This is a genomic window from Paenibacillus sp. 10L310 (assembly GCF_056395745.1).
The window spans coordinates 84,802-110,132 of sequence record NZ_JBFTKC010000013.1 but is presented as its reverse complement, the minus strand read 5'-3'; the positions used below and the strand labels follow the sequence as shown (position 1 = coordinate 110,132).

26 protein-coding genes are annotated in these 25,331 nt (G+C 47.2%); 15 read left to right on the top strand and 11 right to left on the bottom strand.

Features of this window, described 5'->3' with window-relative positions; genetic code table 11:
• Positions 1 to 78: 78 nt before the first annotated feature.
• The 4 genes from AC1DE7_RS23275 to AC1DE7_RS23260 all read left to right on the top strand — a co-directional run bounded on the left by AC1DE7_RS23275 (position 79) and on the right by AC1DE7_RS23260 (position 3,338).
• Positions 79 to 291 (top strand): helix-turn-helix transcriptional regulator, encoded by a 213-nt coding sequence (locus tag AC1DE7_RS23275; RefSeq protein WP_036612923.1) that lies wholly within the window; start codon positions 79 to 81, stop codon positions 289 to 291.
• Positions 281 to 595: a hypothetical protein gene (locus tag AC1DE7_RS23270; protein ID WP_051449528.1), complete on the top strand. Its 315-nt coding sequence runs from the start codon at positions 281 to 283 to the stop codon at positions 593 to 595. The genes AC1DE7_RS23275 and AC1DE7_RS23270 overlap by 11 nt, the downstream gene beginning before the upstream one ends.
• 91 nt (positions 596 to 686) lie before the next feature.
• A complete protein-coding gene (locus AC1DE7_RS23265) occupies positions 687 to 1,184 on the top strand; it encodes an antibiotic biosynthesis monooxygenase family protein (protein ID WP_036612926.1) in 498 nt (165 codons plus the stop codon).
• A 231-nt stretch (positions 1,185 to 1,415) separates the two neighbouring features.
• Positions 1,416 to 3,338 carry an LTA synthase family protein gene (locus AC1DE7_RS23260; protein ID WP_477535312.1) on the top strand — a complete coding sequence of 641 codons (1,923 nt, stop codon included), beginning with the start codon at positions 1,416 to 1,418 and terminating at the stop codon, positions 3,336 to 3,338.
• Positions 3,339 to 3,522: 184 nt separating this feature from the next.
• Here AC1DE7_RS23260 and AC1DE7_RS23255 read toward each other — a convergent pair whose 3' ends face one another.
• Positions 3,523 to 4,470, bottom strand: coding sequence for a LysR family transcriptional regulator (locus tag AC1DE7_RS23255; protein ID WP_477535278.1), 948 nt, complete (start codon positions 4,468 to 4,470; stop codon positions 3,523 to 3,525).
• Positions 4,471 to 4,582: 112 nt separating this feature from the next.
• Between AC1DE7_RS23255 and AC1DE7_RS23250 the strand changes: the two genes are divergently transcribed.
• On the top strand, positions 4,583 to 5,440 hold the full coding sequence (locus AC1DE7_RS23250; RefSeq protein WP_477535277.1) for an alpha/beta fold hydrolase: 858 nt from the start codon (positions 4,583 to 4,585) through the stop codon (positions 5,438 to 5,440).
• Between the two features lie 159 nt (positions 5,441 to 5,599).
• Here AC1DE7_RS23250 and AC1DE7_RS23245 read toward each other — a convergent pair whose 3' ends face one another.
• The 4 genes from AC1DE7_RS23245 to cidR all read right to left on the bottom strand — a co-directional run bounded on the left by AC1DE7_RS23245 (position 5,600) and on the right by cidR (position 9,098).
• Positions 5,600 to 6,271, bottom strand: a complete 672-nt coding sequence (locus AC1DE7_RS23245; RefSeq protein WP_282319989.1) for a GNAT family N-acetyltransferase — start codon at positions 6,269 to 6,271, stop codon at positions 5,600 to 5,602.
• A 46-nt stretch (positions 6,272 to 6,317) separates the two neighbouring features.
• Complete coding sequence (locus AC1DE7_RS23240; RefSeq protein WP_076253726.1) at positions 6,318 to 6,992, bottom strand: GNAT family N-acetyltransferase; 675 nt, start codon at positions 6,990 to 6,992, stop codon at positions 6,318 to 6,320.
• A 254-nt stretch (positions 6,993 to 7,246) separates the two neighbouring features.
• On the bottom strand, positions 7,247 to 8,104 hold the full coding sequence (locus AC1DE7_RS23235; protein WP_282319988.1) for a carbon-nitrogen hydrolase family protein: 858 nt from the start codon (positions 8,102 to 8,104) through the stop codon (positions 7,247 to 7,249).
• Between the two features lie 109 nt (positions 8,105 to 8,213).
• Positions 8,214 to 9,098 (bottom strand): cidABC operon transcriptional activator CidR, encoded by an 885-nt coding sequence (gene cidR / locus AC1DE7_RS23230; RefSeq protein WP_477535276.1) that lies wholly within the window; start codon positions 9,096 to 9,098, stop codon positions 8,214 to 8,216.
• A 161-nt stretch (positions 9,099 to 9,259) separates the two neighbouring features.
• On the opposite strand from cidR, the gene AC1DE7_RS23225 reads away from it, so the two are divergent.
• The 5 genes from AC1DE7_RS23225 to AC1DE7_RS23205 all read left to right on the top strand — a co-directional run bounded on the left by AC1DE7_RS23225 (position 9,260) and on the right by AC1DE7_RS23205 (position 12,673).
• Positions 9,260 to 9,631, top strand: a complete 372-nt coding sequence (locus AC1DE7_RS23225) for a CidA/LrgA family protein (RefSeq protein WP_017691758.1) — start codon at positions 9,260 to 9,262, stop codon at positions 9,629 to 9,631.
• Positions 9,628 to 10,308, top strand: coding sequence for a CidB/LrgB family autolysis modulator (locus AC1DE7_RS23220; protein ID WP_076251772.1), 681 nt, complete (start codon positions 9,628 to 9,630; stop codon positions 10,306 to 10,308). Before AC1DE7_RS23225 ends, AC1DE7_RS23220 begins: the two co-directional genes overlap by 4 nt.
• 105 nt (positions 10,309 to 10,413) lie before the next feature.
• Positions 10,414 to 10,932 carry an AbrB/MazE/SpoVT family DNA-binding domain-containing protein gene (locus AC1DE7_RS23215; protein WP_047840820.1) on the top strand — a complete coding sequence of 173 codons (519 nt, stop codon included), beginning with the start codon at positions 10,414 to 10,416 and terminating at the stop codon, positions 10,930 to 10,932.
• Between the two features lie 128 nt (positions 10,933 to 11,060).
• Entirely contained in the window at positions 11,061 to 11,756 is a 696-nt protein-coding gene (locus AC1DE7_RS23210) for a Crp/Fnr family transcriptional regulator (protein WP_405158111.1), read from the top strand.
• A gap of 77 nt (positions 11,757 to 11,833) precedes the next feature.
• Positions 11,834 to 12,673 carry a DNA alkylation repair protein gene (locus tag AC1DE7_RS23205; RefSeq protein ID WP_084649982.1) on the top strand — a complete coding sequence of 280 codons (840 nt, stop codon included), beginning with the start codon at positions 11,834 to 11,836 and terminating at the stop codon, positions 12,671 to 12,673.
• Positions 12,674 to 12,798: 125 nt separating this feature from the next.
• Here the strand turns inward: AC1DE7_RS23205 and AC1DE7_RS23200 are convergent, their stop codons facing one another.
• Positions 12,799 to 13,179 (bottom strand): DoxX family protein, encoded by a 381-nt coding sequence (locus AC1DE7_RS23200; protein WP_051447288.1) that lies wholly within the window; start codon positions 13,177 to 13,179, stop codon positions 12,799 to 12,801.
• Between the two features lie 423 nt (positions 13,180 to 13,602).
• Between AC1DE7_RS23200 and AC1DE7_RS23195 the strand changes: the two genes are divergently transcribed.
• The gene (locus AC1DE7_RS23195) at positions 13,603 to 13,902 is read left to right on the top strand and encodes a winged helix-turn-helix transcriptional regulator (RefSeq protein ID WP_026081419.1); all 300 of its coding nucleotides are present in this window, start codon (positions 13,603 to 13,605) and stop codon (positions 13,900 to 13,902) included.
• 104 nt (positions 13,903 to 14,006) lie between these two features.
• Here the strand turns inward: AC1DE7_RS23195 and AC1DE7_RS23190 are convergent, their stop codons facing one another.
• From AC1DE7_RS23190 to AC1DE7_RS23170, 5 genes are all read right to left on the bottom strand, one after another.
• A complete protein-coding gene (locus AC1DE7_RS23190) occupies positions 14,007 to 15,011 on the bottom strand; it encodes a Gfo/Idh/MocA family protein (RefSeq protein ID WP_405158112.1) in 1,005 nt (334 codons plus the stop codon).
• A 68-nt stretch (positions 15,012 to 15,079) separates the two neighbouring features.
• On the bottom strand, positions 15,080 to 16,738 hold the full coding sequence (locus AC1DE7_RS23185) for a glycerol-3-phosphate dehydrogenase/oxidase (RefSeq protein ID WP_405158113.1): 1,659 nt from the start codon (positions 16,736 to 16,738) through the stop codon (positions 15,080 to 15,082).
• A 401-nt stretch (positions 16,739 to 17,139) separates the two neighbouring features.
• The gene (glpK, locus tag AC1DE7_RS23180; RefSeq protein ID WP_036667919.1) at positions 17,140 to 18,627 is read right to left on the bottom strand and encodes a glycerol kinase GlpK; all 1,488 of its coding nucleotides are present in this window, start codon (positions 18,625 to 18,627) and stop codon (positions 17,140 to 17,142) included.
• 28 nt (positions 18,628 to 18,655) lie between these two features.
• Entirely contained in the window at positions 18,656 to 19,225 is a 570-nt protein-coding gene (locus tag AC1DE7_RS23175; RefSeq protein ID WP_026081418.1) for a glycerol-3-phosphate responsive antiterminator, read from the bottom strand.
• Between the two features lie 192 nt (positions 19,226 to 19,417).
• Positions 19,418 to 20,185: a GTP cyclohydrolase II gene (locus AC1DE7_RS23170; RefSeq protein WP_047840826.1), complete on the bottom strand. Its 768-nt coding sequence runs from the start codon at positions 20,183 to 20,185 to the stop codon at positions 19,418 to 19,420.
• Between the two features lie 323 nt (positions 20,186 to 20,508).
• Between AC1DE7_RS23170 and AC1DE7_RS23165 the strand changes: the two genes are divergently transcribed.
• The 4 genes from AC1DE7_RS23165 to gntK all read left to right on the top strand — a co-directional run bounded on the left by AC1DE7_RS23165 (position 20,509) and on the right by gntK (position 25,298).
• The gene (locus AC1DE7_RS23165) at positions 20,509 to 21,783 is read left to right on the top strand and encodes an ABC transporter substrate-binding protein (RefSeq protein WP_405158114.1); all 1,275 of its coding nucleotides are present in this window, start codon (positions 20,509 to 20,511) and stop codon (positions 21,781 to 21,783) included.
• 128 nt (positions 21,784 to 21,911) lie between these two features.
• Complete coding sequence (locus tag AC1DE7_RS23160) at positions 21,912 to 22,778, top strand: carbohydrate ABC transporter permease (RefSeq protein WP_036613110.1); 867 nt, start codon at positions 21,912 to 21,914, stop codon at positions 22,776 to 22,778.
• A gap of 20 nt (positions 22,779 to 22,798) precedes the next feature.
• Complete coding sequence (locus tag AC1DE7_RS23155; RefSeq protein ID WP_036612996.1) at positions 22,799 to 23,626, top strand: carbohydrate ABC transporter permease; 828 nt, start codon at positions 22,799 to 22,801, stop codon at positions 23,624 to 23,626.
• Positions 23,627 to 23,747: 121 nt separating this feature from the next.
• Complete coding sequence (gntK, locus tag AC1DE7_RS23150; protein ID WP_477535275.1) at positions 23,748 to 25,298, top strand: gluconokinase; 1,551 nt, start codon at positions 23,748 to 23,750, stop codon at positions 25,296 to 25,298.
• Positions 25,299 to 25,331: the final 33 nt, after the last annotated feature.

Genomic DNA, 25,331 nt, shown 5'->3' with positions numbered 1-25,331 from the left:
AAGAGAGATTGACATTCCATCGTCGCATAAGTAAAGTTAACTTTACGTAAAGCGAACTTTACTTATGGGAGGATATACTTGCAAAATCTAATCAGAGACAAACGAATACATATGCACATCACACAGGAAGAACTGTCTCAACGGCTAAAGGTCTCCAGGCAGACCATCATATCGTTGGAATCCGGAAAGTACAAACCTTCTCTTGTGCTTGCTCACAAGCTTGCCCAATTATTTGGCTGTCAGATCGAGGAATTATTTATTTTTGAAGGAGATGAGAATATTGAGTTCTGAATTACTGAATCGGATGATCGGGATCGGTGGAATTGTAGCTGGTTTGTTATTTGCAATACTCATTATTTTTTTCACAAGGTTGATTGCAAAAAAGCACAACGGACTGGATGAGCGGTACCTCTATTGTATCACGAGAGCAAAAGCCTTCTCCTGGAATGCGACCACTATCAGTCTTGCTCTGGCATGGATCCTCGTAGTTATGCTAGACGGAATATCGCTTTCCTTTTTCATTATTACTGCAGTGTTTGTCATTCATTGTTTATCTTCTATTGCGGCAAACCTATACTACTCAGCTCGGAATTAGCCCACCTGTCCGATACATGTGAACCGATTGGACTCGCACAATCCCATATGCTATGTTGAGTTAGAATGTACTTAATAAGGAGGCCGCTTCTATGTATATCTATTTGGTTCCTTCACCGATTCCAGATGCACTTGCTGCATACCCGCATCTGACTTTGCGAAGCGAAGAGCACGTGCGTCTGGCTATTGAATCCGCAGAACGCCTGATGAATATTGAGTCTGATGATAAGGTAGCCGCATATGAAGCTTTCGATGCAGCAGGCTCCTGGACTGGCGGAGGTTACGCTGTTCTCAACAATATCCCTGTCACAGAGGATGGTCGTAACGATTTCGAAGAACGGTTTAAGAACCGTGCCCGCAAGGTAGAAGACGAGCCTGGCTTTGTTGGTATTCGTGTGCTTCGTCCTCTGAAGGATGACACATATGTCGTACTTACACTCTGGCAGTCGGAGGAACATTTCAAAGGCTGGCAGGAATCCCAAGCATATAGTCACGCTCACCGTAACCGCAGTACAAGCGAAGGGCTGACCGCACAGAAGCCCACCATGTTCCCCAGACCTTCTTACGTCACAACGTACACTATAGAATAACGAAATTGGGTCGCATCTATCTTTTATCGCAGTAGCCCATGTTTTTTCAAACCTCTTCCTGCATGGAAGAGGTTTTTTGCCGTCAATTGTAGAAGGCTCTCATTTTTGACACAGCCATGCTCAGATAGGATAATACTTGTTAAATGAAACTTCGGAAGGGAAGGCGGTACCTTGTCACGCAGTTCACTCACCCGATTTCTAAGCGGACCGTTTATATTCTTTACCATTATCATGATGATCAAAAGTTCACTGGCCTGGATTGTTATCTTCGATGACATCCCTGTCTGGAAACCACTGCTGACCGAATTGCCGCTCATCTGGATCGGCTTCTGTCTAATCGAGTGGTTTGCTGCCAAGCGGCGAATGTGGATATACCTTGCCATGAATTTGCTGCTCTCAGGGATTTTCTTTGCAGCCATCATGTACTACAAATACTATGGCGTAATCGTTAACTATCATGCGTTGGCACAGGTGAATCAGGTGACCTCGGTCAAGAGCAGCATGTTTTCTTTGCTTGACCCCTATTATTTGTTTATTTTTGTAGACGTTCTGATTATCGGGGGGATACTCATTCGTCGTCGGATCAAGCTCGGGAGTACAGAACGTCCGAACCGCATTCCGCTTGAACGACGTGCCAGAAGAAGGGTTGCCTCGGTCATACTGACCTTGTCCATGATCCTGTGCATGCTTAACATCTATCCCAATCGGGCCAGCATGAGTGAGCTTACACAAGCAGAACAGATGGGCATCCTCGGTTACGAGGCGTATACCATCCTGGATCGACCTGATAAACCTGTGCCCATCGCTCACATTGATCAGACTGACATCGACCAGCTGAAACAAACGACCGAACTTCCTGCAATTGTGGAGCAGGGTGCCGCGAGCGGACGCAACGTGATTATGCTCCAGTTGGAATCGTTTCAGAACTTTCTGATTGGATTAGAGGTAGATGGACAAGAGATTACGCCTAATCTGAATCAATTGGCTAGACAGAGCCTGTATTTTCCGAACTTTTATCAGCAAGTGGGACAGGGAAATACATCGGATGCAGAATTTGTTGTGAACACATCGTTCTACACCCCGCCGAACGGGGCAGCAACAACTGTATATGCGGATAAAGCTCTGCCGAGTCTACCCAAGCTGATGTCAGCAAACGGATATCAGACAGCTACATTCCATACAAATGATGTTCGTTTCTGGAATCGGGATCAGTTATACAAGGCACTTGGATTCGACCAGTATTATGATATTGATTATTTCGGCACACAGGACTCTATCGCCTTTTCGGCCTCGGATGAAGTACTGTATTCCAAAACACTGGATAAGCTGGAAACCATGCAGTCTTCGGGCGATCCCTTCTATGCCCATATCATCTCCATGTCAGCCCACCACCCGTACACTTTGCCTAAAAACAAGGTGAAGCTGACGCTGCCAGAGCGTTACAAAGATACGTTGCCCGGTGATTATCTGATATCACAGCATTATGCCGATCAGGCGGTTGGACAGTTGATTGCTGGATTGAAAGAACGGGGATTATGGGAAAATAGTTTGTTTGTCTTGTACGGGGATCACCTGGGACTTCCCATCTATTCACTGGATCGGGATGACAAAGTCCTTATGAAAGAGTTGTATGGTCGGGAATACACATCAGCAGATATGATTAATATTCCACTCATTATCTCGGCCCCGGGTGCTACTCCGGGTGTACAGCTGGAGCAGATCGGAGGCCAGGTGGACATTCTGCCAACGATTGCGGGACTCACCGGAGTATCGCTGAAGGACCAATTACACTTCGGACAGGATTTGTTGCATGAAGGTGGAAATCTCCTACCCGAACGATATTATCTTCCTTCCGGTTCCGTGCTAAACGATGCTTCTCTCTTCATACCGGCGAAAGGATACGGGGACGGAACGCATTATTCCCTAGCTGATGCGGGCAGACAGGATGAAGGGCAACAGCAGACGGGTGTTCCTTCAGAAGAGATATCGAAGATTTCGGCGGAAAAGGTACCTTCAGTATTCTCCACACCCAATAACAGTGAGGTGTCTCCTTCGCGGTTTATAACCAAGGAACAATATGATCGAGCATTGGATCTTGCACACTTGTCCAACAGTTATTTGAGCCAGCTCCCGGATCGAAAGGACGCGAACTGATTTTATTTTTTTAATATTCTAAAAAGAGCTTCATAGTGAATCACCAAGTACTGAAGTTTCTTCAAGATTACACATCTATAACGCACATGATCCATCTTACGAGGATGAACATGTGCGTTATTTGAATTACACACAATCGGCATTCAACCTTTTTCCATTTCAGAAGGCTACAAGAGCTGATGGATCAACATTCTTTAAAATATTTCAGTAGTTCCGATTGGAAACTTTCAGCAGTAAAACTACGCTCTCGATTTTTATGAACAATCAGACCATGCGTAAAGCTTATTTTAGAAGTAAAAGGAAGAATTTTTAATCTACCCATCTTTAGTTCGTTTTTGATCGCTATTTTAGGGACCAAGGCAAAACCTTTTCCACAGCATACAAGTTCCTTGATCATCTCAAGACTTGAAAGCTCTAACGCATCCTTAACCACAATCCCTTCATTCTTTAGAACATCTACAGCAGTCGTATGATACAAACAAGATGTGCCGTTACTGATGAACACCTCGTCATTTAAAATCTGCGCCCCTACACTTTCCACTTTCCGAACCAAATCCTCAGATGCAACAAAAACAATAGTCTCTTCCATAATCGGATAAAAGAGAATGTCATGTCGCTCAGGGTTTTGAGGAACAATGCCAAAATCCAGGGCATAATCCAGCACACTTTTTAGAATATCTTGATGCGCCCCTTGTTCAACACGTAAATTTACGCTTGGAAAGTTTCTCGTATATTCCTGTACAAATGGAAGCATGCGTGTAAGAAAAAAGGATTCCTGTAGTCTAATATTTATTGTTCCGCACGGCTCATTCATATCATTCATACTTTCTTTAAGGGATTCACTTAAGTGGACATACTGATAAGCATATTTGGAAAATACTTTTCCAGCTTCCGTAGGTTCCACCCCTCGTGGAAATCGATGAAACAACTTCTGTCCGCAGATCTTCTCCAGCTGTTGAATATGAGTTGTTACTGTGGACTGGACATAACCTAAGCGCTCCCCAGCTCGGCTGAAACTCTTCTCTTCAAGCAAAGCAATAAATGCCTGAAAGTAACGACCCTCTAAGGAATTTATCATATCTTTCACCCTTTTGTATTTCGATTTAAAATAGCTAGCATTCAATCTATTCATTATTCAAATAAATATATTAATTATACAATAAAAACACGTCATCACCAGTTGTACAAGTAAGTAAGAGAAATAATATTGGACTTCTTAATGAATCCAGAAGGAGATGTAAAAAATGAAGATTAGTTATCAGCACCAGAAAGTTGGAGATGTCGAAGTTTTTTACCGTGAAGCCGGGCCTAAGGATGGCCAAGTTATTTTACTATTACACGGGTTTCCATCCTCTAGTCATATGTTTCGCGACCTTATTCCCAAACTGGCAGAACAATACCGTGTCATTTCCCCTGATCTTGCTGGGTTTGGTCGCACAACAACTCCACCGCGCAGTCAGTTTGACTTCACATTTGACAGCCTGTTTCGAGTTATTGAAGGTTTCACTGAAGCATTAGCTCTTAAGAAATATGTAATGTATGTGTTTGATTATGGGGCACCTGTCGGTTATCGCTTGGCAGTGGCTCACCCGGAACAAGTTCAAGCCATTATTAGTCAGAATGGCAACGCATATGTCGAAGGGTTTAGTGACGCATGGGGACCTTGGGAGATGTATTGGCACTCTCCAACACCTGAAAATCGTGAAGCATGTCGTGATTCCTTAACCCCCGAAACTATCCGTAACTTTCAGTATCTTCATGGAACTGATGCTAGCCTTGTTTCACCAGACGGATATTCACTGGATATTGCCTACATGTCACGCCCGGAAGCCGAAGAAATCCAACTGGATTTAATCCTCGATTATAGAACAAACGTGGATCTTTATCCTGAATTTCAGGCTTATTTCCGCAATTATCAACCTCCTCTTCTAGCTGTATGGGGTAAAAATGATCCTGCTTTTCTTCCTGCTGGAGCTTTAGCTTATAAGCGTGATATCCCATCTGCAGAAGTGCATTTACTTGATACTGGGCATTTTGCTCTCGAAACACATGTGACAGAGATCCATGAGCTCATTCACCACTTCTTAAAGAAAATATTTTAAACCCATCATACATTGGCTCAATCTCAACCTTGAACTAAATAGAAAAAGCCCGTAGAAAGCAGGTCCAATAATGGCCTGTTCTACGGGCTTTTTGCATCTGTCATCATTCTTCAAGGTACTTGCAACGCCACTATGATCTAATGTTCTATCCCGTCCAGTTCACAACGGCAGTAGCGCAACCGACTTGCGAGCAGTCAATTGCTCTACCATGGCAAGCCATTCTTGTGGTTTGTTAGGAAGCACTGCATAATATCGATTCAGGAAATCAGCCACCAGACTGGCTGGCAGTTCATCAAGCGACTCATCGCCTGGCATGAAACACAGATCCAATCCGCCAACTGCTTCACCGTCACCTTGCCAGGATGGATGAACATACGGGAAGTCCAGACGCTGATATCCTAGATGGGACAGCACTTCGCGACGCACATACGGGTCCATCGGCTTGATGCCGCCAAACTCATGATCCTGACTCAGATAAGGGTTATAGATTTCGGCAAACATACCGAACAATTCTTTCCCGTTTGCTGCAGCCAGCTTTTGCAGATCACGCTTGCGGTTATTCGCCAGGAAACTGCCGATCCCCAGACCTTCACGCCCAATAATCGTAAAGTCCGTCATGGCTACGTTCCAATCCTCGTAATAACGGTACTCTGTCGCTCCAACAACCTGTCCCTCATGCACAGCCACGAACACCCGAATACCCGGATCTTCCAGTGGTTCTTCCCACAGGGGGAAGTCAAGCACTTCTTCCCGCGGGAAAATCTCCTGCATCAACTTGTGCATTTGGGCAAACAATGGATCTTTAATGGATGTAATCCGCGTGAATTCCATGAATAAATACCCCCTCGATTGATAATGTATTTCATTTAACATTTCTTTATCTGAACGGATTCTGCCACTCCATCAGGGCTGCATAGTTGCAGGATTCCTCATCGTCCAGATAGTCTGCGGTCACACCAACAGGCATGCGGCCACAGCGAAGCAGGAACGATATCACCGGGTCACGCCTCTCTCCCGCTGCTACCTGATCCAGATATTCCTGCGCAGACAGTTGGTCTGCAACCAAATGATAACCGGGCATTCTACCAGCACCCAGTAACCGATCCATCCCCTGAGCGATGACAAGGTGGTACATCGCCTGCATCATAAGCTGAGCCAGTCCCCATTTGCGGTACTTTGGACGAACACAGAGATCAACAATATACAGCGTGTTGCCATCCGGCTGGTGGTTACGAATATAACCGTCATCCGTTACTTGGGCCCAGGTATGACTTGCTGGATGTGCAGGGTCCCACTGCATCCGTAGCGAGGTCATTGATCCGGCCAACTCTCCATCGACTTCAATACAGATGGCACCCTCCGGGTAATGCTGTACATGACTGGTGAGCTGCTCGTGACTCCAGAGCAGTTCTTCCGGATAAGGAGGAGGGAAACTCTCCGCCTGAATGCCAATGAGTTCCTCAAAGTCGGCAGTAACATAATTGCGAACGACTGCCTTTACCCTTTTACCACTTCGCTCCGGATCGGTGATCAGCATTTCTTTGGTATACATGTTGCCTGTTCACCCCTTTCCACTGACAAAATGAATTCCCTACTCTGTTTCGCTTAGGTTTTAATTATGTGTTCAAAGAGGTCGGTTTTCAGTACCGAGAAGATGGGATGAAGCTAGAAATGGAGTAGCGGAGCGTAGGGAAGACTACGTGAGCAACGGACATTTCGGCTGAATTCCATATTCGATGCTGATGATGCCACTAGGCATCCTTCGTAATCAAAAGCGGGCTTTTTGAACAACCTCTATAAGGTTGCCTACTCCCAATCGGTATATAGATCAGTACGGCGGTCACGCCAGGTCGTTACCGATCCACGTTCACGTACCTCATACAACAAGTCCAGATCCAGATCGGCGGTCACGATCATATCGTTGTTAATCTCACCCTCGGCCAGAATGCCACGTGGCGGGAACGGAATATCATTTGGCGTAATGATCGCAGCCTGTCCATAGTTGGCCCGCATGAAATCAACGGTCGGCAGATTACCCACTGTTCCGGTTAACACAACATACACCTGATTCTCTACCGCGCGGGCATGACTCGTATAACGCACACGGTAGAATCCATGACGATCGTCCGTGCAGGAAGGACAGAAAATTACGTCTGCGCCTTTGGCTTTGGCCATCCGTACAATTTCCGGGAATTCAATATCGTAACAGGTCAGCATCGCAATACGGCCTTTGTCCGTGTCGAACACCTCAAGTCCCTCTCCGGGAGCCATGTTCCATTCCTGGACTTCGGTTGGTGTAATGTGAATCTTGTCCTGCCGCGCGATGCGACCATCCGGGTAGAACATGTGGGCTGTATTATACAGCTTCCCTTCACGTCGAATGACGTGGGTTCCCCCGATGACGTGCATGCCGTACTTGGTAGCGAGTGACGTGAACAGTTGTTCATATTGCTCCGTAAAGTTTGGCAGATCCTCAATTGTCAGTGCATTGCCTTGTTTGTCCCCAATGGACATTAACTGCGTTGTGAAAAATTCCGGGAACAGCACAAATTCGGTTCCGTATTCACTCGCTGTCCGTATGTAATGCTCAGCCTGAGCGGCGAACTGCTCAAACGAGCTGATTGTTTGTAGCTGGTATTGTACAGCGGATACCCGCAATTTCATGTTCGTACACCTCCATCATGATTATGCTTCCATTGTAACAACGATCCGGGGTCAACAAAAGAGTATTTACACTGGGCACTAGAATGGAACAACCTTCCGATCGCTTCCCTTACTCACCCAGGATCGACTGAGTGAATCCAATCCACTCTCTCGTGGCAAATGAAAGATAACGATCCTTCCGCCAGATCATGCCGAGCTGCCATGGAATCACCGGTTCCACCACGGGTATAATGCGCACGCGCATATGGTCTACCTCACGACAGATCGTCTCCGGCAGTAAGGCTACCCCCAAATTGGCAGCAACCATCGCGCTGAGCAGATCCCACTGGGAGCTCTCATATACCACACGGGGCTGGAAGCCAGCATGCTGACAGGCCACAATAATCCGGTCATGCAATGCAAAATCCTCCCGAAACAGCACAAAGGCGTCGTTTTCCAGTTCATGCAGCGCGACCGATTCTTTTCCAGCAAGTGGATGTGAAGGGTGTACGAGCAGGTTCAGCTTCTCTTTCACAAACACAAAATGATCCAACAGCTCATCCACGGTTGGCAGTACGGCAACGCCAATATCCAGTGCACCACTGATCACATCGGCCTCCACTTTTTTGGCGCCATCCTCAAACAGCTGAATGGTCACCTGCGGGTAGGCTTTGTGAAATTCACCAATGATCATGGGGAAAAAGCTTGATCCTACCATCGGCGGCAAACCAATCCGCAGATGGCCTTTCTTCAAATTCATCAGATCGTCCAATTCGGACGACAGACTGCGGAATGATTTTTCAATCTCAAGTGCCTGCCGAAAAAACACATGGCCTGCATCGGTTAGTTCAACTTTCTTCCCATAACGGTCCAGTAAAGTGATACCCAATTCCTCTTCAAGACTCTTGACCGTCTTGCTGATCGTGGGCTGGGTGATATACAGGACTTCGGCGGCTTTAGTGAAGCTCTGCTGCCGGGCAACTTCCAGAAAATATTGCAAATGGCGGATATCCATCGGTTGATACTCACCTCTCATAGACAAATGGAATAGTAAACATTCTTAATATGCATTTTACTCATGAAAGGAAGCCATGTAAAATTTGTGATATCAAATGAATCATTTTCATTTTCATAATAACTTAAACGATTACGTTGATTATACAAGGAGGGATTGAAGTGAAAAAATGGGGCCTTGGTATTGCACAAGTTGCGCTCTTAATGGTTTTTTCACTGCTGATGGACCTGCTGGCCCGTACTCTCCATCTTCCTGTACCAGGTTCAATACTCGGTATGGTCGTGTTATTCATTCTGCTTCAGACTCGTGTCGTGAAGCTGCGCTGGATTGAAGTTGGAGCTGCCTGGCTGCTCGGTGAACTATTGTTATTTTTTATCCCGTCAGCCGTTGGCATTATGAACTATATGCCCATGTTGGAACATGACGGATTGCAAATTTTATTTATCGTACTACTTAGTACTTTCCTGGTCATGTCCTGCACAGGCCTAGTGGCTACACGAATTGCCAAACGAAAGGAGCGTCACACCGGATGATTGGATTCCTCTGCCTGTTGTTAACCGTCGGTATCTATTGGGTTACCAAACGAATGTATCGCAATCTGCCTAAAGTATATCTGTCTCCGTTGCTCATTACACCGCTTCTTGTTGTTGGCATATTGCTTGCAACCGGAACGGATTATGCCACGTATAGCAGTGGCGGCAAATGGCTGAGTCTGCTTCTTCAACCGGCCACGGTGGCTTTTGCCGTACCGCTCTATACCTTTTTCCATGTACTCAAAAAACATATTTCCGAGATTGTCTTCAGTGTCATGACCGGCTCGGTCGTTGCCGTACTTTCTTCTGCCCTGCTCGCCAAATGGTTGCGCCTGGATTCAGGTCTAATCCACAGCTTGATCCCGCGCTCCATTACAACACCCATTGCCATGAACGTATCCGCCACAATCGGTGGCATACCCGCAGTGACAGCTGTTTTTGTTATTATGACTGGTCTGCTCGGAGTAATTATGGGCCCTTCCATCGTCAAAATGCTGCGCATCGATGGGGAGATTGCACGAGGCACACTGTTTGGAACCGGTGCCCATGGCACAGGGACATCCAAGGCGTTTGAACTGAGTTCCCTGACCGGTACCATCTCCAGCATCTCCATGGTGCTCGCTGCATTGTTCACTTTAGCGGTTGCACCCGTGCTTTCTAAACTTATTTTCCCATAATGGATGGAATTATCCACTTTTTTGAAATATTATTGTTGTATTAAAGCCCTTTCTTCCTTACAATAAGGACAGGTTTTTAATTGTGAATATTGCGGGGGAGATGCGATGAAAAGAACCGGAATGAAGAGATCTCTGGACCGTCTTGGACGAATTGTCCTTCCCAAAGAAATGCGGGATACGATGGAAATCCATATCGGCGATCCGCTTGAGTTTTTCATTGAAGGAAAAGAGTTGATTTTAAGAAAGTACAAATCAACATTATGTATTTTTTGCGGTGATGTAGATACGGAAATGTATTTCAAAGAACAATTCATCTGCCGGACTTGTGCAATTCAATTAAAACACCCGGATGACTCTCCCGACTGGTTCGTACCTCAGAACAAACAGGCTCCTGCACCCGTGGAGCGTCCTGCTTCCAAATCCGCCCCAGTCTCATCTCCCGCTAGGGAAGAAGGGACCACAGCTGACAACCAAGAATACCCGGACCTGCGGCCAAAGACGGCACGTATGCTGCAACAGATGAAAGAAATTGTTGAACAGAATCCCGGTTTGGCTCAACAGCAAATTGCGGAAAAGCTTGGCATCAGCCAAGGACGCGTCTCTCAATTAAAAAAGTTACTATAATCAAAATGGCATTTGATCATTTATAGTCAGAAGACCTTCCGATCAGGAAGTCCCGCTGCAAGAGAACCCGTTGTTTTTCGTGGGTTCTTCTTTTTTTTTATATTCATATTGTAATGGAAAGGAGTTCTATGGATAAAATTCTGTATTTATCACAATTCGACCTCATGTCCTCCTTATCCGAGGCAGACCTGATTGAAATGGATGGGATGACTTCTATTACGACCATACCTAAAAACAAACAGATCCAGACACCCGATACGTTTACAGAAGGTTTCTATTTTGTAAAACGGGGAAAGGTTCGTTTATATACATTAAATCCGGAGGGCAAGCAGTTCACTCTCGATATTTTGACGGAAGGTAACGTGTTTGGAGAAATGAACGGAATCTCACTCGGAACACGCGCCGTTTATATCGAAACGATGGAGGAGTGTGATATTTGCCTGATGAACAAACAACGTTTTGAACAGTTTCTGATTGAACATCCGGAATTTATGATGAGACTGATGAACGTACTGAGCGAGCGGATCAAACGTATGAGCGAGTTGACACAGACGCTTGCACTCGGAAACCTGCATGAAAAGGTGTTACATAATCTCTTCCGGCTGGCTGAACAGATGGGATGGATCGAAGAAGATGAATACTGCCGGATTCAACTCGGGCTTACCCATCAGGAGATTGCCTGGATGGCGGGAGCCACACGGGAATCGGTTACGATTGTCATGCAAGACTTGGTAAAATCTGGCCGTATTCGTACCGGATTCAAATCAGTCTCCCTTCATCGTGACGAAATCGCTAACCTCCGGAAAATCACTGACCACTTGTAAGATGCCTTACATCCCTGTTCTCCAGCAAGTTGTACTGTATAACTCATGATGTTATACAACCAAGGAGGAGTATACCGTTGGATGCTAAGCCAGATCTATTTATCCCTGAAGACATTTTTCTTCGCAAAGGTGCCCGTAAAGCAACGGAAATTCCTGAGCATATCCGCAATTGGCTACAAGCAGGACATATCGAATCGGTCAATCTGACCGAATGGCTGGCTGTAGATCATGTTTCTCTTTTTCAGAAGGTTACCCATGAATGGGGAATGGATGCCGAAACCAGAGCAATTACAGAGCAGTTAACACAGATGGATGAGCAGCGGATCATGAAAATCATCCCGGCCATAGCCATGCAATGGCTTGATCTGTTGAAACGTCCATCAGTCAATGAAAAAACGAATCTCTTTTGTTCCATTGCAGAGCATCGTTCAGACAGTGTTCGCTGCTGGGCGGCTTATATCATTGGGCTGGATTCCGGTCTGAACCTGACTGAAAAGTTGGAGCATATTCGGCCCTTTGCAGCAGATCATCACTTTGGTGTAAGAGAAATCGCCTGGATGGCTGTACGGGAGTCCATCTCTGCCGAATTATCCTTAGCCTTGCAGCAGTTAATCCCATGGAGCGTTGACCCTGATCCACTGATCCGTCGATTTGCCATAGAATCAATCAGACCTCGTGGCGTCTGGGCCAAGCATATTCAGGAGTTAAAAGAAAATCCGGCCATGGCCCTTCCCTTGCTTGACGCGGTGAAATCCGATGCCCATAAGTATGTGCAGGATTCGGTAAGTAACTGGCTGAACGACGCCAGCAAGACCAATCCAGAGTGGGTGCGGCAGGTCTGTGCCACTTGGACTCAGCAGTCGGATACCAAACATACGCGGCGAATCGTTACACGTGCCACGCGAAGTCTTACATAAAAAAAGATGACCACCGCTTACTGGCAGTGGTCATCTTCTGCATAGGCATCCGCGTTTACATTCCTTTTGACAGGAATACCTTTTCCTCAGTAAATAGCCCAATAACGTTCCCTCTTATCTTTAACTTACGCCTGAATCGCGTCCATCTGGCCTTCTTCTTCCGCTTCCAATCTGCGCATGCCCACAACCAGGACAATGATGTTAGCTACCAACAACACAGCCGGGAACGGAACAGCAGCGTATTGTGCATAGATCAGATGACTTCCCACGGCCCCAATCAGAATGAAGGTCAGTATGCCAGAAGCCAGGATGCGAGTCCGTGGAATCAGCAGTCCTACAGCACTAAGCAACTCCGCAGCGCCCAGCAGATACATCGTCCATGTCGGATAAGAGAAACTTTCGAATGTCTGAATCATCATATCTGCCCCACTAATCTTGTTAAACCCCGTCATGACGAAGACACCTGCTAACACAACCAGAAAAACGTAACCCAAAATCTTGTTCATATGTAGATCCTCCTGTAACAAATTATATGTTCCTACTATGTAATGATTATTTTTGCTGCACATTGTAAAAAAAGAATCTATGTAAAAGTTCCCAAAGGTCACTCTGTTTTCAACCGTTCAGCCCAGTTCAATTTTCAGAATAGTACGCGTTCATATTATACGTATTATTTATCACCAACTTACTTTTGTGAAGTTAGTATATAATAATAATATAATTTCTTCAAGTAATTTTTCACTGTATGATGTATAATACATACAAAAGGTATGTTACAGTATATTTTGTAGTAACCCTCATTTACTTGGATGTCCTATATTCTTAAAGCGGCAGAAATCATATCCTTTCATATACAACTTTGAAGAAAATCATTATGAATCGAGGTGAACACGTTGAAGCTGAAAAAAGTAAAATCACCAAGTCCCTGTATGATCACTCAAGCCATAGACATCATAGGCAAGAAGTGGGTACTGTTAATCATGTACCAACTGTTGTCCGGACCCAAGCGGTTTACGGAACTTGAAGCAGAGATGGCGATCAGTGGACGACTTTTATCGGAGAGATTGAAGGAAATGGAGACGGAAGGTATCGTAACCCGACACATGTTTCCCGAGATACCTCCCCGTGTAGAGTATGAATTGACACCGAAAGGCAGAGCCATTGAACCTGTCATTGATCAGATCTACAGTTGGTCATCCGACTGGTTGAAACAGCAGAAATCCGAGTAGTTGAATTGCTACTTAATAATCTCTACTCAACATAAATACGCCTGAATCAGGCTGATCTGCGGATCATTCCCTGATTCAGGCGTATTTATATTACCTTCAACCTTTTAATGAGAGAGATGTTTTGAAGGCTGAAGCTGTACCGGCAGACCGGAATCTGCCGATGCCAGCGCCGCCGTCGTAATCTCCTGTGTACGGCAGGCATCTGCATAATCGGACAGAATTCGTGAACGGTCTCCCGTACGCAGGGCGTGAATGAACGCTTCATTCTCACGCTCGTATGGGTTATGTCCTGCCGGAATCTCCAGACCTGCCATCGCATGTTTTGCGGCACTTGGTAGAAGCAAACGTTCTGGCGTCCAATCCCACACACCTGCATCCGTGTAGAACTGGAGTCCTGCGCCGCCCTCTCCGTCTGGCAACAGACATGTATTGGCGATACTGGCAATCGCTCCACTTTCCAGCTTGAGCGTCACATTTGCCACATCGGCTACGGTCACATGCTCATGCTTCTCATGCATGCTTCGCTGAGCTGCTACAGCATATACCTCCGTAACTTCTCCTGCACAATACCGAAGCAAGTCTACAATATGTGTAGTCTGCTCTACGAATTGTCCTCCTGAACCGTCCTGACGCCGCCACCAGGCGACCCCTGGCATTCCGCCCATCCAGCGGCCAAGAGCCATGCCGACCGTCTGTTCTTTCATCGCTTGCTGCAGAACCTGCGCAGCCTCCTGATAACGGAAATGGTATCCTACAGAGGTTAACAATCCACTCTTTTGCAACTGATCCAACACCTGACGCGGAACATCCATTCCGGTGCTCAACGGTTTCTCCACCAGGAATGGAATACCGCGGCGGATTAATTCGGATTCAATCGATCCGTGAGACATCGGAGGCACACAGATATACACCGCATCCAGCTTCTCACCATCCAGCATATGTTCAAGTTCCCCGTAACCAACAGCATCATAAACGGAGGCCATAGCCTCTGCCTTTTCGAGCGATGTTCCACAGACACTCGCAACACGAACACCTTCCATCCGTGCGAGAATATCCGCGTGTACCTTACTGAACCAGCCTGTTCCAATGATTCCGATCTGTAATGTCATGGATGTAATCCCCTCTCTATGTTACACGCTTACATGTTCCATTCGACTCTCGATCTTGAAATCCTGCCTCAGATTTTGCCGGATGCTTCCAGCAACAGCTGATCCAGTTCCTGTGTATGTTTAACCTCTTCCTCTTCAGACCAGTCCAAACGACCTGCCATATACGAGATAACCGCTGCTTTATAGCGACGAACTTCATCAATACGGAAGAATAAATCACCTGTTCTTCGTACCAAAAAGTCAGATGGGGTTACAGCCATCTCTTCATCAATCGCGTAATGTAGCATAAGCAATAGCTCCTGTGGCATGCCATGAAGCTCGGACTTGGTGCGTGGATCGGGCATTCGCTCATACAGTGCCTCCACATTGGAACCATACGTGCGAACCAGCCGCTCCGCAGCCGGTCGGGCAAGCCCCAAGGCAACACCATCCTTGATCTTGCGCTCCGCATACGATACAAATCCAGCCGCTCCCCCTACATCACCGCCGGAGATGGGCATCTTCTTCGTTACACAAGGGCCTATGGAATGCCCACTCTCCTGCTCCATCTGGCGTGCGACCAGATCAACAACCATCTCGGCCATTTTACGGTATCCGGTTAACTTGCCCCCGGCAATCGTAATCAGATTGGATTCGGATACCCAGACTTCATCTTTACGTGATATTTCGGAAGGATTCTTGCCTTCCTCATGAATTAGTGGACGTACACCCGCCCATCCGGATTCCACGTCCTCGGTACCAATGTGTACATCTGGAAACATGCCATTAACTGCATCAATCACATAATCGCGATCCGAGTCGGAAATTTGCGGTTGTGCAGGATCATCCTGATATACAGTGTCGGTTGTACCTACATAGGTTTTTCCATCACGTGGGACAGCAAAGACCATTCGACCATCTGGTGTATCAAAATAGACGGCCTGTCTTAATGGGAATCGTTCACCATCAAAGACCAAATGAATGCCTTTGGTCATCTGCAGCGTTTTCCCCTGGCGTGAACCGTCCAATTCCCGCAGACCGTCCACCCATGGACCGGAAGCGTTGATCACCTTGCTTGCTTTCAGCGTATAAGTCTGCCCATCGATCTGATCCATGGCTTCAATACCTGTAATCTTGCCATTCTCCTTCAGGAAACCTTTCGCCTTAACGTAGTTCACTGCCTGTGCCCCACGTTTAACGGCTTCTTTCATAACTTCTATGGTGAGCCTGGCATCGTCAGTCCGGTACTCCACATAGAGTCCACCACCCAACAACCCCTGTTTGCGTAACAGAGGTTCACTATCTGACACTGCTCCAGCATTCAACATTTGGCGCCGTTCACTGCGCTTCACCCCGGCGAGCCGGTCATACACCATCAGTCCAATGGATGTGCTGAAGCGGCCGAACGTGCCAGCCGTATAGATCGGTAACAACATCGGTTCCGGTGTTGTCACATGTGGCCCATTTTCATAAACTACAGCCCGCTCCCGTCCTACCTCAGCAACCATCTTCACTTCATATTGCTTCAAATAACGTAATCCGCCATGGACAAGCTTGGTCGAACGACTGGATGTACCTGCTGCAAAATCCTGCATTTCTACAAGCGCCGTCTTCAACCCACGCGAAGCCGCATCCAATGCAATCCCTGCGCCTGTAATCCCGCCGCCAATAATCAATACGTCAAAATGTGCATTCGCCATATTTTGCAAATATTCGGTCCGTTGTGCTGACGAGAACGTTTCTGTCATTCTTGAACCTCCCATTGATTTCCTTAATATTTCCGTAAAAAAACAAAAAAAGGACCACGTCATTCGCTCAGCAATTGCTGAGCGGCACGTGGTCCCTCCCGATCTCCAGACATCATTTTTTTAACTTGTGCCTTTATCCTATCACAGATTTTTGACGGCGTGAAGTCCTGAAATGACACATTATTCAAAAAAAATTCAAAAAGTTGTTCTGACAAAGGATGGAATTTCAAATGAATCCACTAACCTTATTTTTTTCCTTATAGTGGGTATATATTTTGCCTCCTCCAGGAAGAATAACCCTGTAAATCATGCATCATTTTCCACCAGTAAATATCATTTATAACATATGTTTAGTTAAAAAGTACAAATACCCACACCAAGAAATATTCATTTCATTTCTTTTATTTAAAAGCCATTGCTGCATTCACTGCACGCTTCCAGCCTGTATACAGTTCTGTTCGTTGTTGCTCAGCCATAACAGGCTGGAAGACACGCTCCGTATTTTCATGATCCGTCAATTCATCCGCACTCGTCCAATATCCTACCGCCAATCCTGCCAGATAAGCCGCACCCAATGCAGTCGTTTCATTCACCGTTGGGCGTTCGACAGGAATGCCCAGAATATCACTCTGGAACTGCATGAGGAAATCATTGGCCGCCGCTCCTCCATCCACACGCAGAGCATGCACGGGAATACCCGAGTCGGATTCCATTGCCTCCAGTACATCTTTGGTCTGATACGCCAATGCCTCAAGCGTAGCACGGATAAAGTGTTCCTTTGTCGTGCCTCGTGTCAGGCCAAACACCGCACCCTTAACCTCACTATCCCAATACGGACTGCCCAGTCCCACAAATGCAGGTACCATATAAACGCCGTCTGTCGAAGGCACACGTGAGGCGTAATCCTCACTATCTTTTGAAGAGCGAAGCATTCTTAATCCATCACGCAGCCACTGAACCGCTGAACCTGCAACAAAAATGCTACCTTCGAGCGCATATTCAACCTTGCCATTCATCCCCCAGGCAATCGTTGTAATCAGTCCGTGATTGGATTGTACCGGGTTCTCTCCCGTGTTCATAAGCATGAAACAACCGGTACCATATGTATTTTTCATACTACCCTTGGTGTAACAGCCCTGACCAAACATCGCTGCCTGTTGATCTCCTGCCGCTCCCGCAATCGGAATCCGATGACCGAAGAAATGATAGTCTGTTGTGTGTGCATACACCTCGGATGAACCTCGCACTTCTGGTAGCATAGCCTTGGGAATGTCGAGGATATCCAACAATTCGTCATCCCATTGCAGATCATAGATGTTATAGATCAGAGTACGTGAGGCATTGGATATATCCGTGACATGTGTACCCCCGCTCAGTTTCCAGATCAGCCAGCTATCAATCGTGCCAAACAGCAGTTCACCCTTCTCTGCCCGCTCCCGGGCACCAGGGACATGATCCAGAATCCACTTCACCTTTGTTCCCGAGAAGTAGGGATCGATCAGTAATCCTGTTTTACGGCGGAAAAGGTCCCCGAGACCCTGCGTCTTCAATTCTTCACAGATATCTGCGGTCTGTCTGGATTGCCATACCACTGCATTATAGATGGGTCTGCCTGTTTCTTTGTCCCATACCACAACGGTCTCACGTTGATTCGTAATTCCAATTCCGGCAATCTGGACAGGTTTGATTCCGCTCTCTGCCAGACATGAAGCCATCACGGCAAGAATGGAACTCCAGATTTCGTTGGCATTCTGCTCTACCCAGCCCGGTTTGGGGAAATATTGAGGGAATTCCTGCTGTGCAATGTGCACAATCTCCCCGCCACGGTTAAATAGAATAGCTCGGGAGCTTGTTGTTCCCTGATCCAGAGCCAATATATATTTTTCCATACAGCCAACCTCCCGTTGTGGGTTCTTTTTAAGGTGTAAGCGATTTCTCGAAGTGTCGGATCAGATCTGCGTTGGATGTGGTCACTGCCGTAGCCCCGACGCCAAGCGCAAGTTCAACCTCTTCCGGTGAACGGATCAATCCCCCTGCAATAATGGGTATCCCTGTACGCACAGATACTTCCGCAATAATATGCGGAATAACGCCAGGTAATACTTCAATATAATCCGGTTGGGTTTTGGCCAGCAGCAGATAACTTTTCTCCAGTGCATGGGTATCGAGCAGAAAAATACGTTGAATCGCTGTAATGCCTTTCTGCTTTGCCTTCTGAATGACACTCGCTCGCGTAGAGATCAGTCCTGCCGGGCGAATGTGCTGACACAGATACTCTGCCGCATACTCATCATTCTTCAATCCTTGGACCAGATCTGCATGCAAAAGTATCTTTTTGTCGTACCGCCGAGCCTCGTCCATTACACTCTGAAGCTGTGCAATATGCGTTTCCAGCATCACCCCATAGGTATAAGGGCCTTCAATCATCGCTTCAAACTGCTTCATGCTCTTTGCAGCCGGCAATATACGTTGTCCCTCAAATGGCACCTTGGTTCCTCCCGCATTCATCAGATGACTATATTGTATAATCCGCACTGCGGGAACGGCAAGCCATTCCGTGAATCAGGAAAACCTGATCGCTACCCTATCATCCATAGCAAAAAGCCGCTGTTGTACTTCTCCATAACAGAGAGTACATCAACGGCTAGCCATCTATTCGTATACGTCTATAAATAATGATTAAGCCTGCGCATGCGGAAGCAGCGTCTCTGCCCCAGCCCAACCATCACTTTCTGCCAAATGACCGGAACGGTTCACTTTCGTTTGCAGATATTTCTCGTTGAAAGCAGAGCGATCTCCCCATAGTGGCACACGTCCGCCCACATTCAATCCCGCTTCCTGCAAAGCAGCCAGCTTCCGTGGATTGTTGGTGATCAATGTAACCGGTGCGGAGCGAAGCGCACGCAATACGGCAATCGCATCGTCATAATTGCGGGCATCGTCTGTGAATCCGAGTTGCAAGTTTGCATCTACCGTATCCAGACCTTCTTCTTGCAAAATGTACGCCATGGCTTTGCTGAACAGACCAATGCCACGTCCCTCATGGTTCGCAAGATAGAACAGTGCACCCGCTCCATGAGCGGCGATCATTTTCATGGATTGCTCCAATTGGAAGCCGCAATCACAGCGTTTGCTGCCAAAGATGTCGCCTGTATGACAGATGCTATGCATCCGGATCAGCGCTTCTTGTGCTTCAGCAAAGTCACCATACACCAGAACACTGGATTGTTGACGCTCTGCCAGTTCAGCCTCAGCAAGGGATTCGATTAACTCGCCGCTCTCCATCGCTTTGTCTGACTTCATCCAGCTATACCACTGGAATGTCTTGGTCTCCCCATCAAGGTTTACCGGGAGCTTAATCGGTCCCACGAGGTATATGAACTCTTTTCCACTCGGAAAAGTCTGAATTTTGGGGGCAAGCAGTTGAATAATATGTGAATTGATCATTGTCGTTCCTCCTGTTTAGGCCAACTTGTCTGTTGATTGATTCGCATCCAAAGCGAAAATGGATCACTTGGACGTTATATAGTACGTATCTATATTATTCTCATCATCATTAGTTACTTTATGTAAGTTAGTTTAGAATAAAAATTATAATGTGTCAAGTAACTTTTATTTTTAAAGTAACTACCCAATTTATGTTACGCAATTGACACAAATATGTGTTTCATTTTAGGAATATTGGGTATGAGTTTATAAACTGCTCATACACTAATGTTGTAGTCCAAAGCACTTCATGCCTCGAACTTAATGATGAGGGGGTAATACACATGATCCGCCGGAAAAGAACATGCTGGACAGCCATACTGATGGTCTGCGTCCTGCTCATAAGCGGATGCTCCATCTGGCCCGGACAGGACGATTCAGCGAACAACAAAAAGGTAGCGCTTACATTATGGTACTGGAATCGTTCCATCGATGATAAGTTGATTGCCAGGGCTAAGGAAAAGTTCCCCAATATCGAACTGACAGCTCAGAAAATCGGCGGTGATTTCAAAGCAAAACTCAAAACAACACTCGCTGCACGCTCAGGTGAACCAGACATTGTAGCATTGAACGACTGGATCATGGAGCTATTCCCCAGTGAGGACCGTTTCTATAATCTGTATGATCTCGGTGCAGGAGATATTGAAGACCAATATCTGCCGTGGAAATGGAAGCAAGGCGTTACGCCAAGCGGACAGATGATTGGTTTCCCGATGGATACGGGCCCAACAGCCCTCTTCTACCGAGAAGATCTGTTCAAGGAGGCCGGATTGCCATCTGATCCCGAGGACGTTACACGCCAGATCAACAGTTGGGATGCATATGTTGCTGCCGGAGAACAGCTCAAGGAAAAATTCGGAGGCAAGGTTTTTCTAACCGACAATATTGCAACCGTTTACAATCAAGTCATATCGCAGTCTGCGGAGCGTTATTTCCGGCCGGACGGGTCCTTTATCGGCATGGATTCCCCTATTGTGGGCAAGAGCTGGGATACGGCCGTTGCTTTCAAAGAGAAGGGACTGCTAGCCAATGCAGATGGCTGGACTCCAAGCTGGAACGCCGCGATGAATAATGGCGAAATCGCCTCTTTCGTGGGCGCTGTCTGGATGAAACAAGTTCTTCAGGAAGCCGCTCCGGATACATCCGGGAAGTGGCGGGTCGCTCGAGCACCAGAGGGAGATGGCAACAACGGAGGATCATTCCTGTCCATCCTGAAGTCGAGTGAACATCCTCAGGAAGCCTTTGAACTGGTTCGCTGGCTGCAAAGTCCCGAAAATCAACTGGAGCAATATCAGACACTGAACCTGTTCCCTTCTGCACCAGGTGTGTTTGATGATCCTGCCATGAAAGAAAAAGAACCTTTCTTCGGTGGACAGGCGACAGGGCCTGTATTTGCCGAATCGGCACAGGATGTGCCGGATGCTTTCTTTGGCGAAAGATACCCATCCGTACACAACATTATCACTCGACGGCTGAATGATGTCGCGAAGCAAAATGCCGATCCACAGCAGGTCTGGACGGATACGGTACACCGCGTCGAGCGGGAATTGCAGCGTTAACCTGAAAAACGTGTGGTTTCGTTATCCGCAAAGGAGGAATTCATATGGCTGTAACTGAACCTCGTCTTACTCCCGATCCCGGAAATGCAAGACCTGATCTGGATCGGCAGAAGTCACTGTGGGCCAGAATGTGGGAGCATCGTGCACTTTATGTTGCGATATCGCCGTTTTATATTCTGTTTGCGGTATTTGGGCTGTTCCCGATTGGGTTCTCACTCTATCTGGCTTTTCATAAATGGGATGGCATCGGTGTCATGACGTTTAACGGACTCAACAATTTCAAATACATGCTGACCGATGCCGAGTTCTGGCAAGCCGTGGGCAACACGTTCATGATCTGGATCTATTCGACGATTCCGATGCTCTTTTTCGCCCTGATTATTGCCTTTTTGCTACATGCACCATTTGTGAAGTTTCGTACCCTGTTTCGGGTCGGTTATTTTCTGCCAAACGTCACATCCATCGTGGCGGTAGCCATTATCTTCGGTGCTTTATTTGCCAACAATTATGGCTTTCTCAATTATCTGTTGCAGTCGGTCGGGTTACCGGTTGTGGAGTGGCTTAATGCACCATGGGGCATTAAAGTCGCAATCTCCTCCATGGTGGTCTGGCGCTGGACCGGATATAACGCCGTCATCTATCTGGCCGGACTTCAGAGTATTCCGCAGACATTATACGAAGCGGCCAAGATTGATGGCGCATCAGCGATACAGTCCTTTTTCCGAATTACAATTCCGATGTTGCGTCCTGTGATTCTGTTTACGGTCATTACATCAACGATTGGCGGTATGCAACTGTTCACCGAGCCACAAGTATTGGTAGGCAATGACGGTGGCGCAGGTGCAGCAGGCATGACGATTGTACTGTACCTCTACCGTGAATCCTTCATTAACAATTATTTCGGATATGGCGCTGCCGTTGGTTGGGGCATGTTCCTCATTATCGCCCTGTTCTCGATTGTGAACTGGAAGCTTGTTCAAGGCAAATCATCCTGATGTGATAAGGGGGAGCGCACATGGCGACCAAACACCTCAAATCGCTGGTGTTGTATACCGGTCTTATCGGGGGCATGCTCATATCCATGTTCCCGTTCTATTGGCTGATTGTAATGTCTACCCGGACAACGTCCGATATCTACAAGTTTCCACCCCAGCTCTGGTTCGGGGGCGAACTGTGGAATAATATCACGCGGGTGTTGCAGCAGATTGATTTCTGGGGCGCCTTTCTGAATACGTTGTTTGTGTCAGGCCTCGTGACCATTCTGGTGCTGTTTTTTGACTCACTGGCGGGGTTTGCGTTTGCGAAGTTTGAATTTCCCGGCAAAAAGTGGCTCTTCATCTTGCTGCTCGCAACCATGATGGTACCTTCCCAGCTGTCGCTGGTGCCTTCCTTCGTACTCATGGCTACGTTCGGTTGGGTCGGTTCCTTCAAAGCTCTCATTATTCCGGGCATGGTGAACGCCTTCGGCATCTTCTGGATTCGCCAGTATGCCACAGAGTCCATTCCCAACGATCTGCTGGATGCGGGCCGCATCGACGGCTGTAATTTCTTCCGACTCTATTGGAACGTGGCGCTGCCAATTCTGCGACCTGCCTTTGCTTTCCTCGGGGCGTTCACCTTTATCGGCGTATGGAATGATTATCTGTGGCCTTTGATCGTCCTGACGGATGAACGCAAATACACGTTGCAGATTGCGTTGTCTCAATTAAACGGGTTGTATAACACAGACTATGCCATGGTTATCGCTGGTACGTTGCTTGCCGTCATTCCGCTCATCGTTATGTTCCTGTTTATCAGCCGCCAGTTTATTTCGGATATTGCCGCAGGGGCGGTGAAGGACTAAGATTGTGGCATTTTGATCCATCCCTCAAGTCTGATATTCTTATCTATAGATGAAATAACAGATGCCATATAAGTTGGATGAATAGCACCACCTTATATATTTAAGAAAGAGGGATGACAAAATGGCTTCTTCACCCTATATGATCGGCGTAGATATCGGCACGACCTCCACCAAGGCCGTCTTGTTCGAACAGAACGGAACCATTGTGGCTCAAGGCAGTGCCGATTATCCGCTGCACACCCCCACACCTGCGATTGCGGAGCAGGATGCGGAAGATATTTTCAAAGCAGTCATCGAGTCCGTTAAACAGGCCACTTCCAAAGCGGGGGTTAAACCAGAGGACATCCTGTTTGTATCCTTCAGTTCGGCCATGCACAGCATTCTGCCAGTCGATCAACAGGGCACACCGCTGATGCGGGCCATGACTTGGGCAGATAATCGCAGTGCAGAGTGGACGGAAGTACTCAAATCGGAGATGAATGGTCACGAAATCTATCTGAGAACAGGTACGCCGATTCATCCGATGTCCCCACTCACCAAGATCATGTGGCTCACTCGGGATCAGCCTGAAATGTTCAGACAGACGCACAAATTCATATCCATGAAAGAATATGTCTTCTATAAATTATTTTCTGAATACGTCATTGATCACTCCATGGCCTCCGCAACCGGACTCATGAATCTGGAGAAACTCGACTGGGATGCTGAAGCGCTGCATGTAGCGGGCATTACGCCGGAACACTTGTCCCGATTGGTCCCAACCACACATGTGCTGAAACATGGGTTGCACCCGGAGTATGCCAAGGAGATGGGCATTGCGGTCACCACACCATTTGTCATCGGTGCAAGTGATGGTGTGCTCTCCAATCTGGGCGTGAACGCCATTGATCCGGGCGTCGTGGCCGTGACCATTGGTACCAGTGGAGCGATTCGTACAGTCGTAGATAAACCAGTGACCGATCCCAAAGGACGCTTCTTCTGTTATGCGCTCACGGAGGATGCCTGGGTCATTGGCGGACCGGTGAACAATGGCGGTGTTATTTTCCGCTGGATTCGGGACGAGTTTGCAGCTTCCGAGGTGGAGACTGCGAAACGACTTGGCATCGATCCATATGAAGTGCTTACTCGTGTCGCAGAAAACGTACCTCCGGGTTCGGAAGGTCTCTTGTTCCATCCGTATATGACGGGTGAGCGGGCTCCACTCTGGAATCCGAACGCACGCGGCTCATTTTTCGGTCTGACGCTGCATCATAAGAAAGAACATATGATTCGCGCTGCGCTCGAAGGTGTGTTGTTTAACCTGTACACGGTCATGCTGGCGATCGAAGAAAAGATTGGCCGTCCGAAAAAAATTCAGGCGACAGGCGGCTTCGCCCGCTCTGAGTTGTGGCGCCAGATGATGGCCGATATTTTCGATCAGGATGTCATCATCCCCGAAAGTATTGAAAGCTCCTGTCTCGGCGCTGCTGTACTGGGCTTGTACGCTCTTGGCCGCATCGATTCCCTGAGTGCCGTCTCCGGCATGATCGGATCAACACATCGGCACCAACCAGACCCGGACAGTGTCCGCGTGTACCGTGAACTGCTGCCGATCTTCATCCGCATCTCCCGTAAGTTTGAAGAAGAGTATGCGGATATCGCTGCTTTTCAGAATAAGACGATGCAGGGATAAGGGCGGCAGTAGATTGCATGTAGGATGACCGGA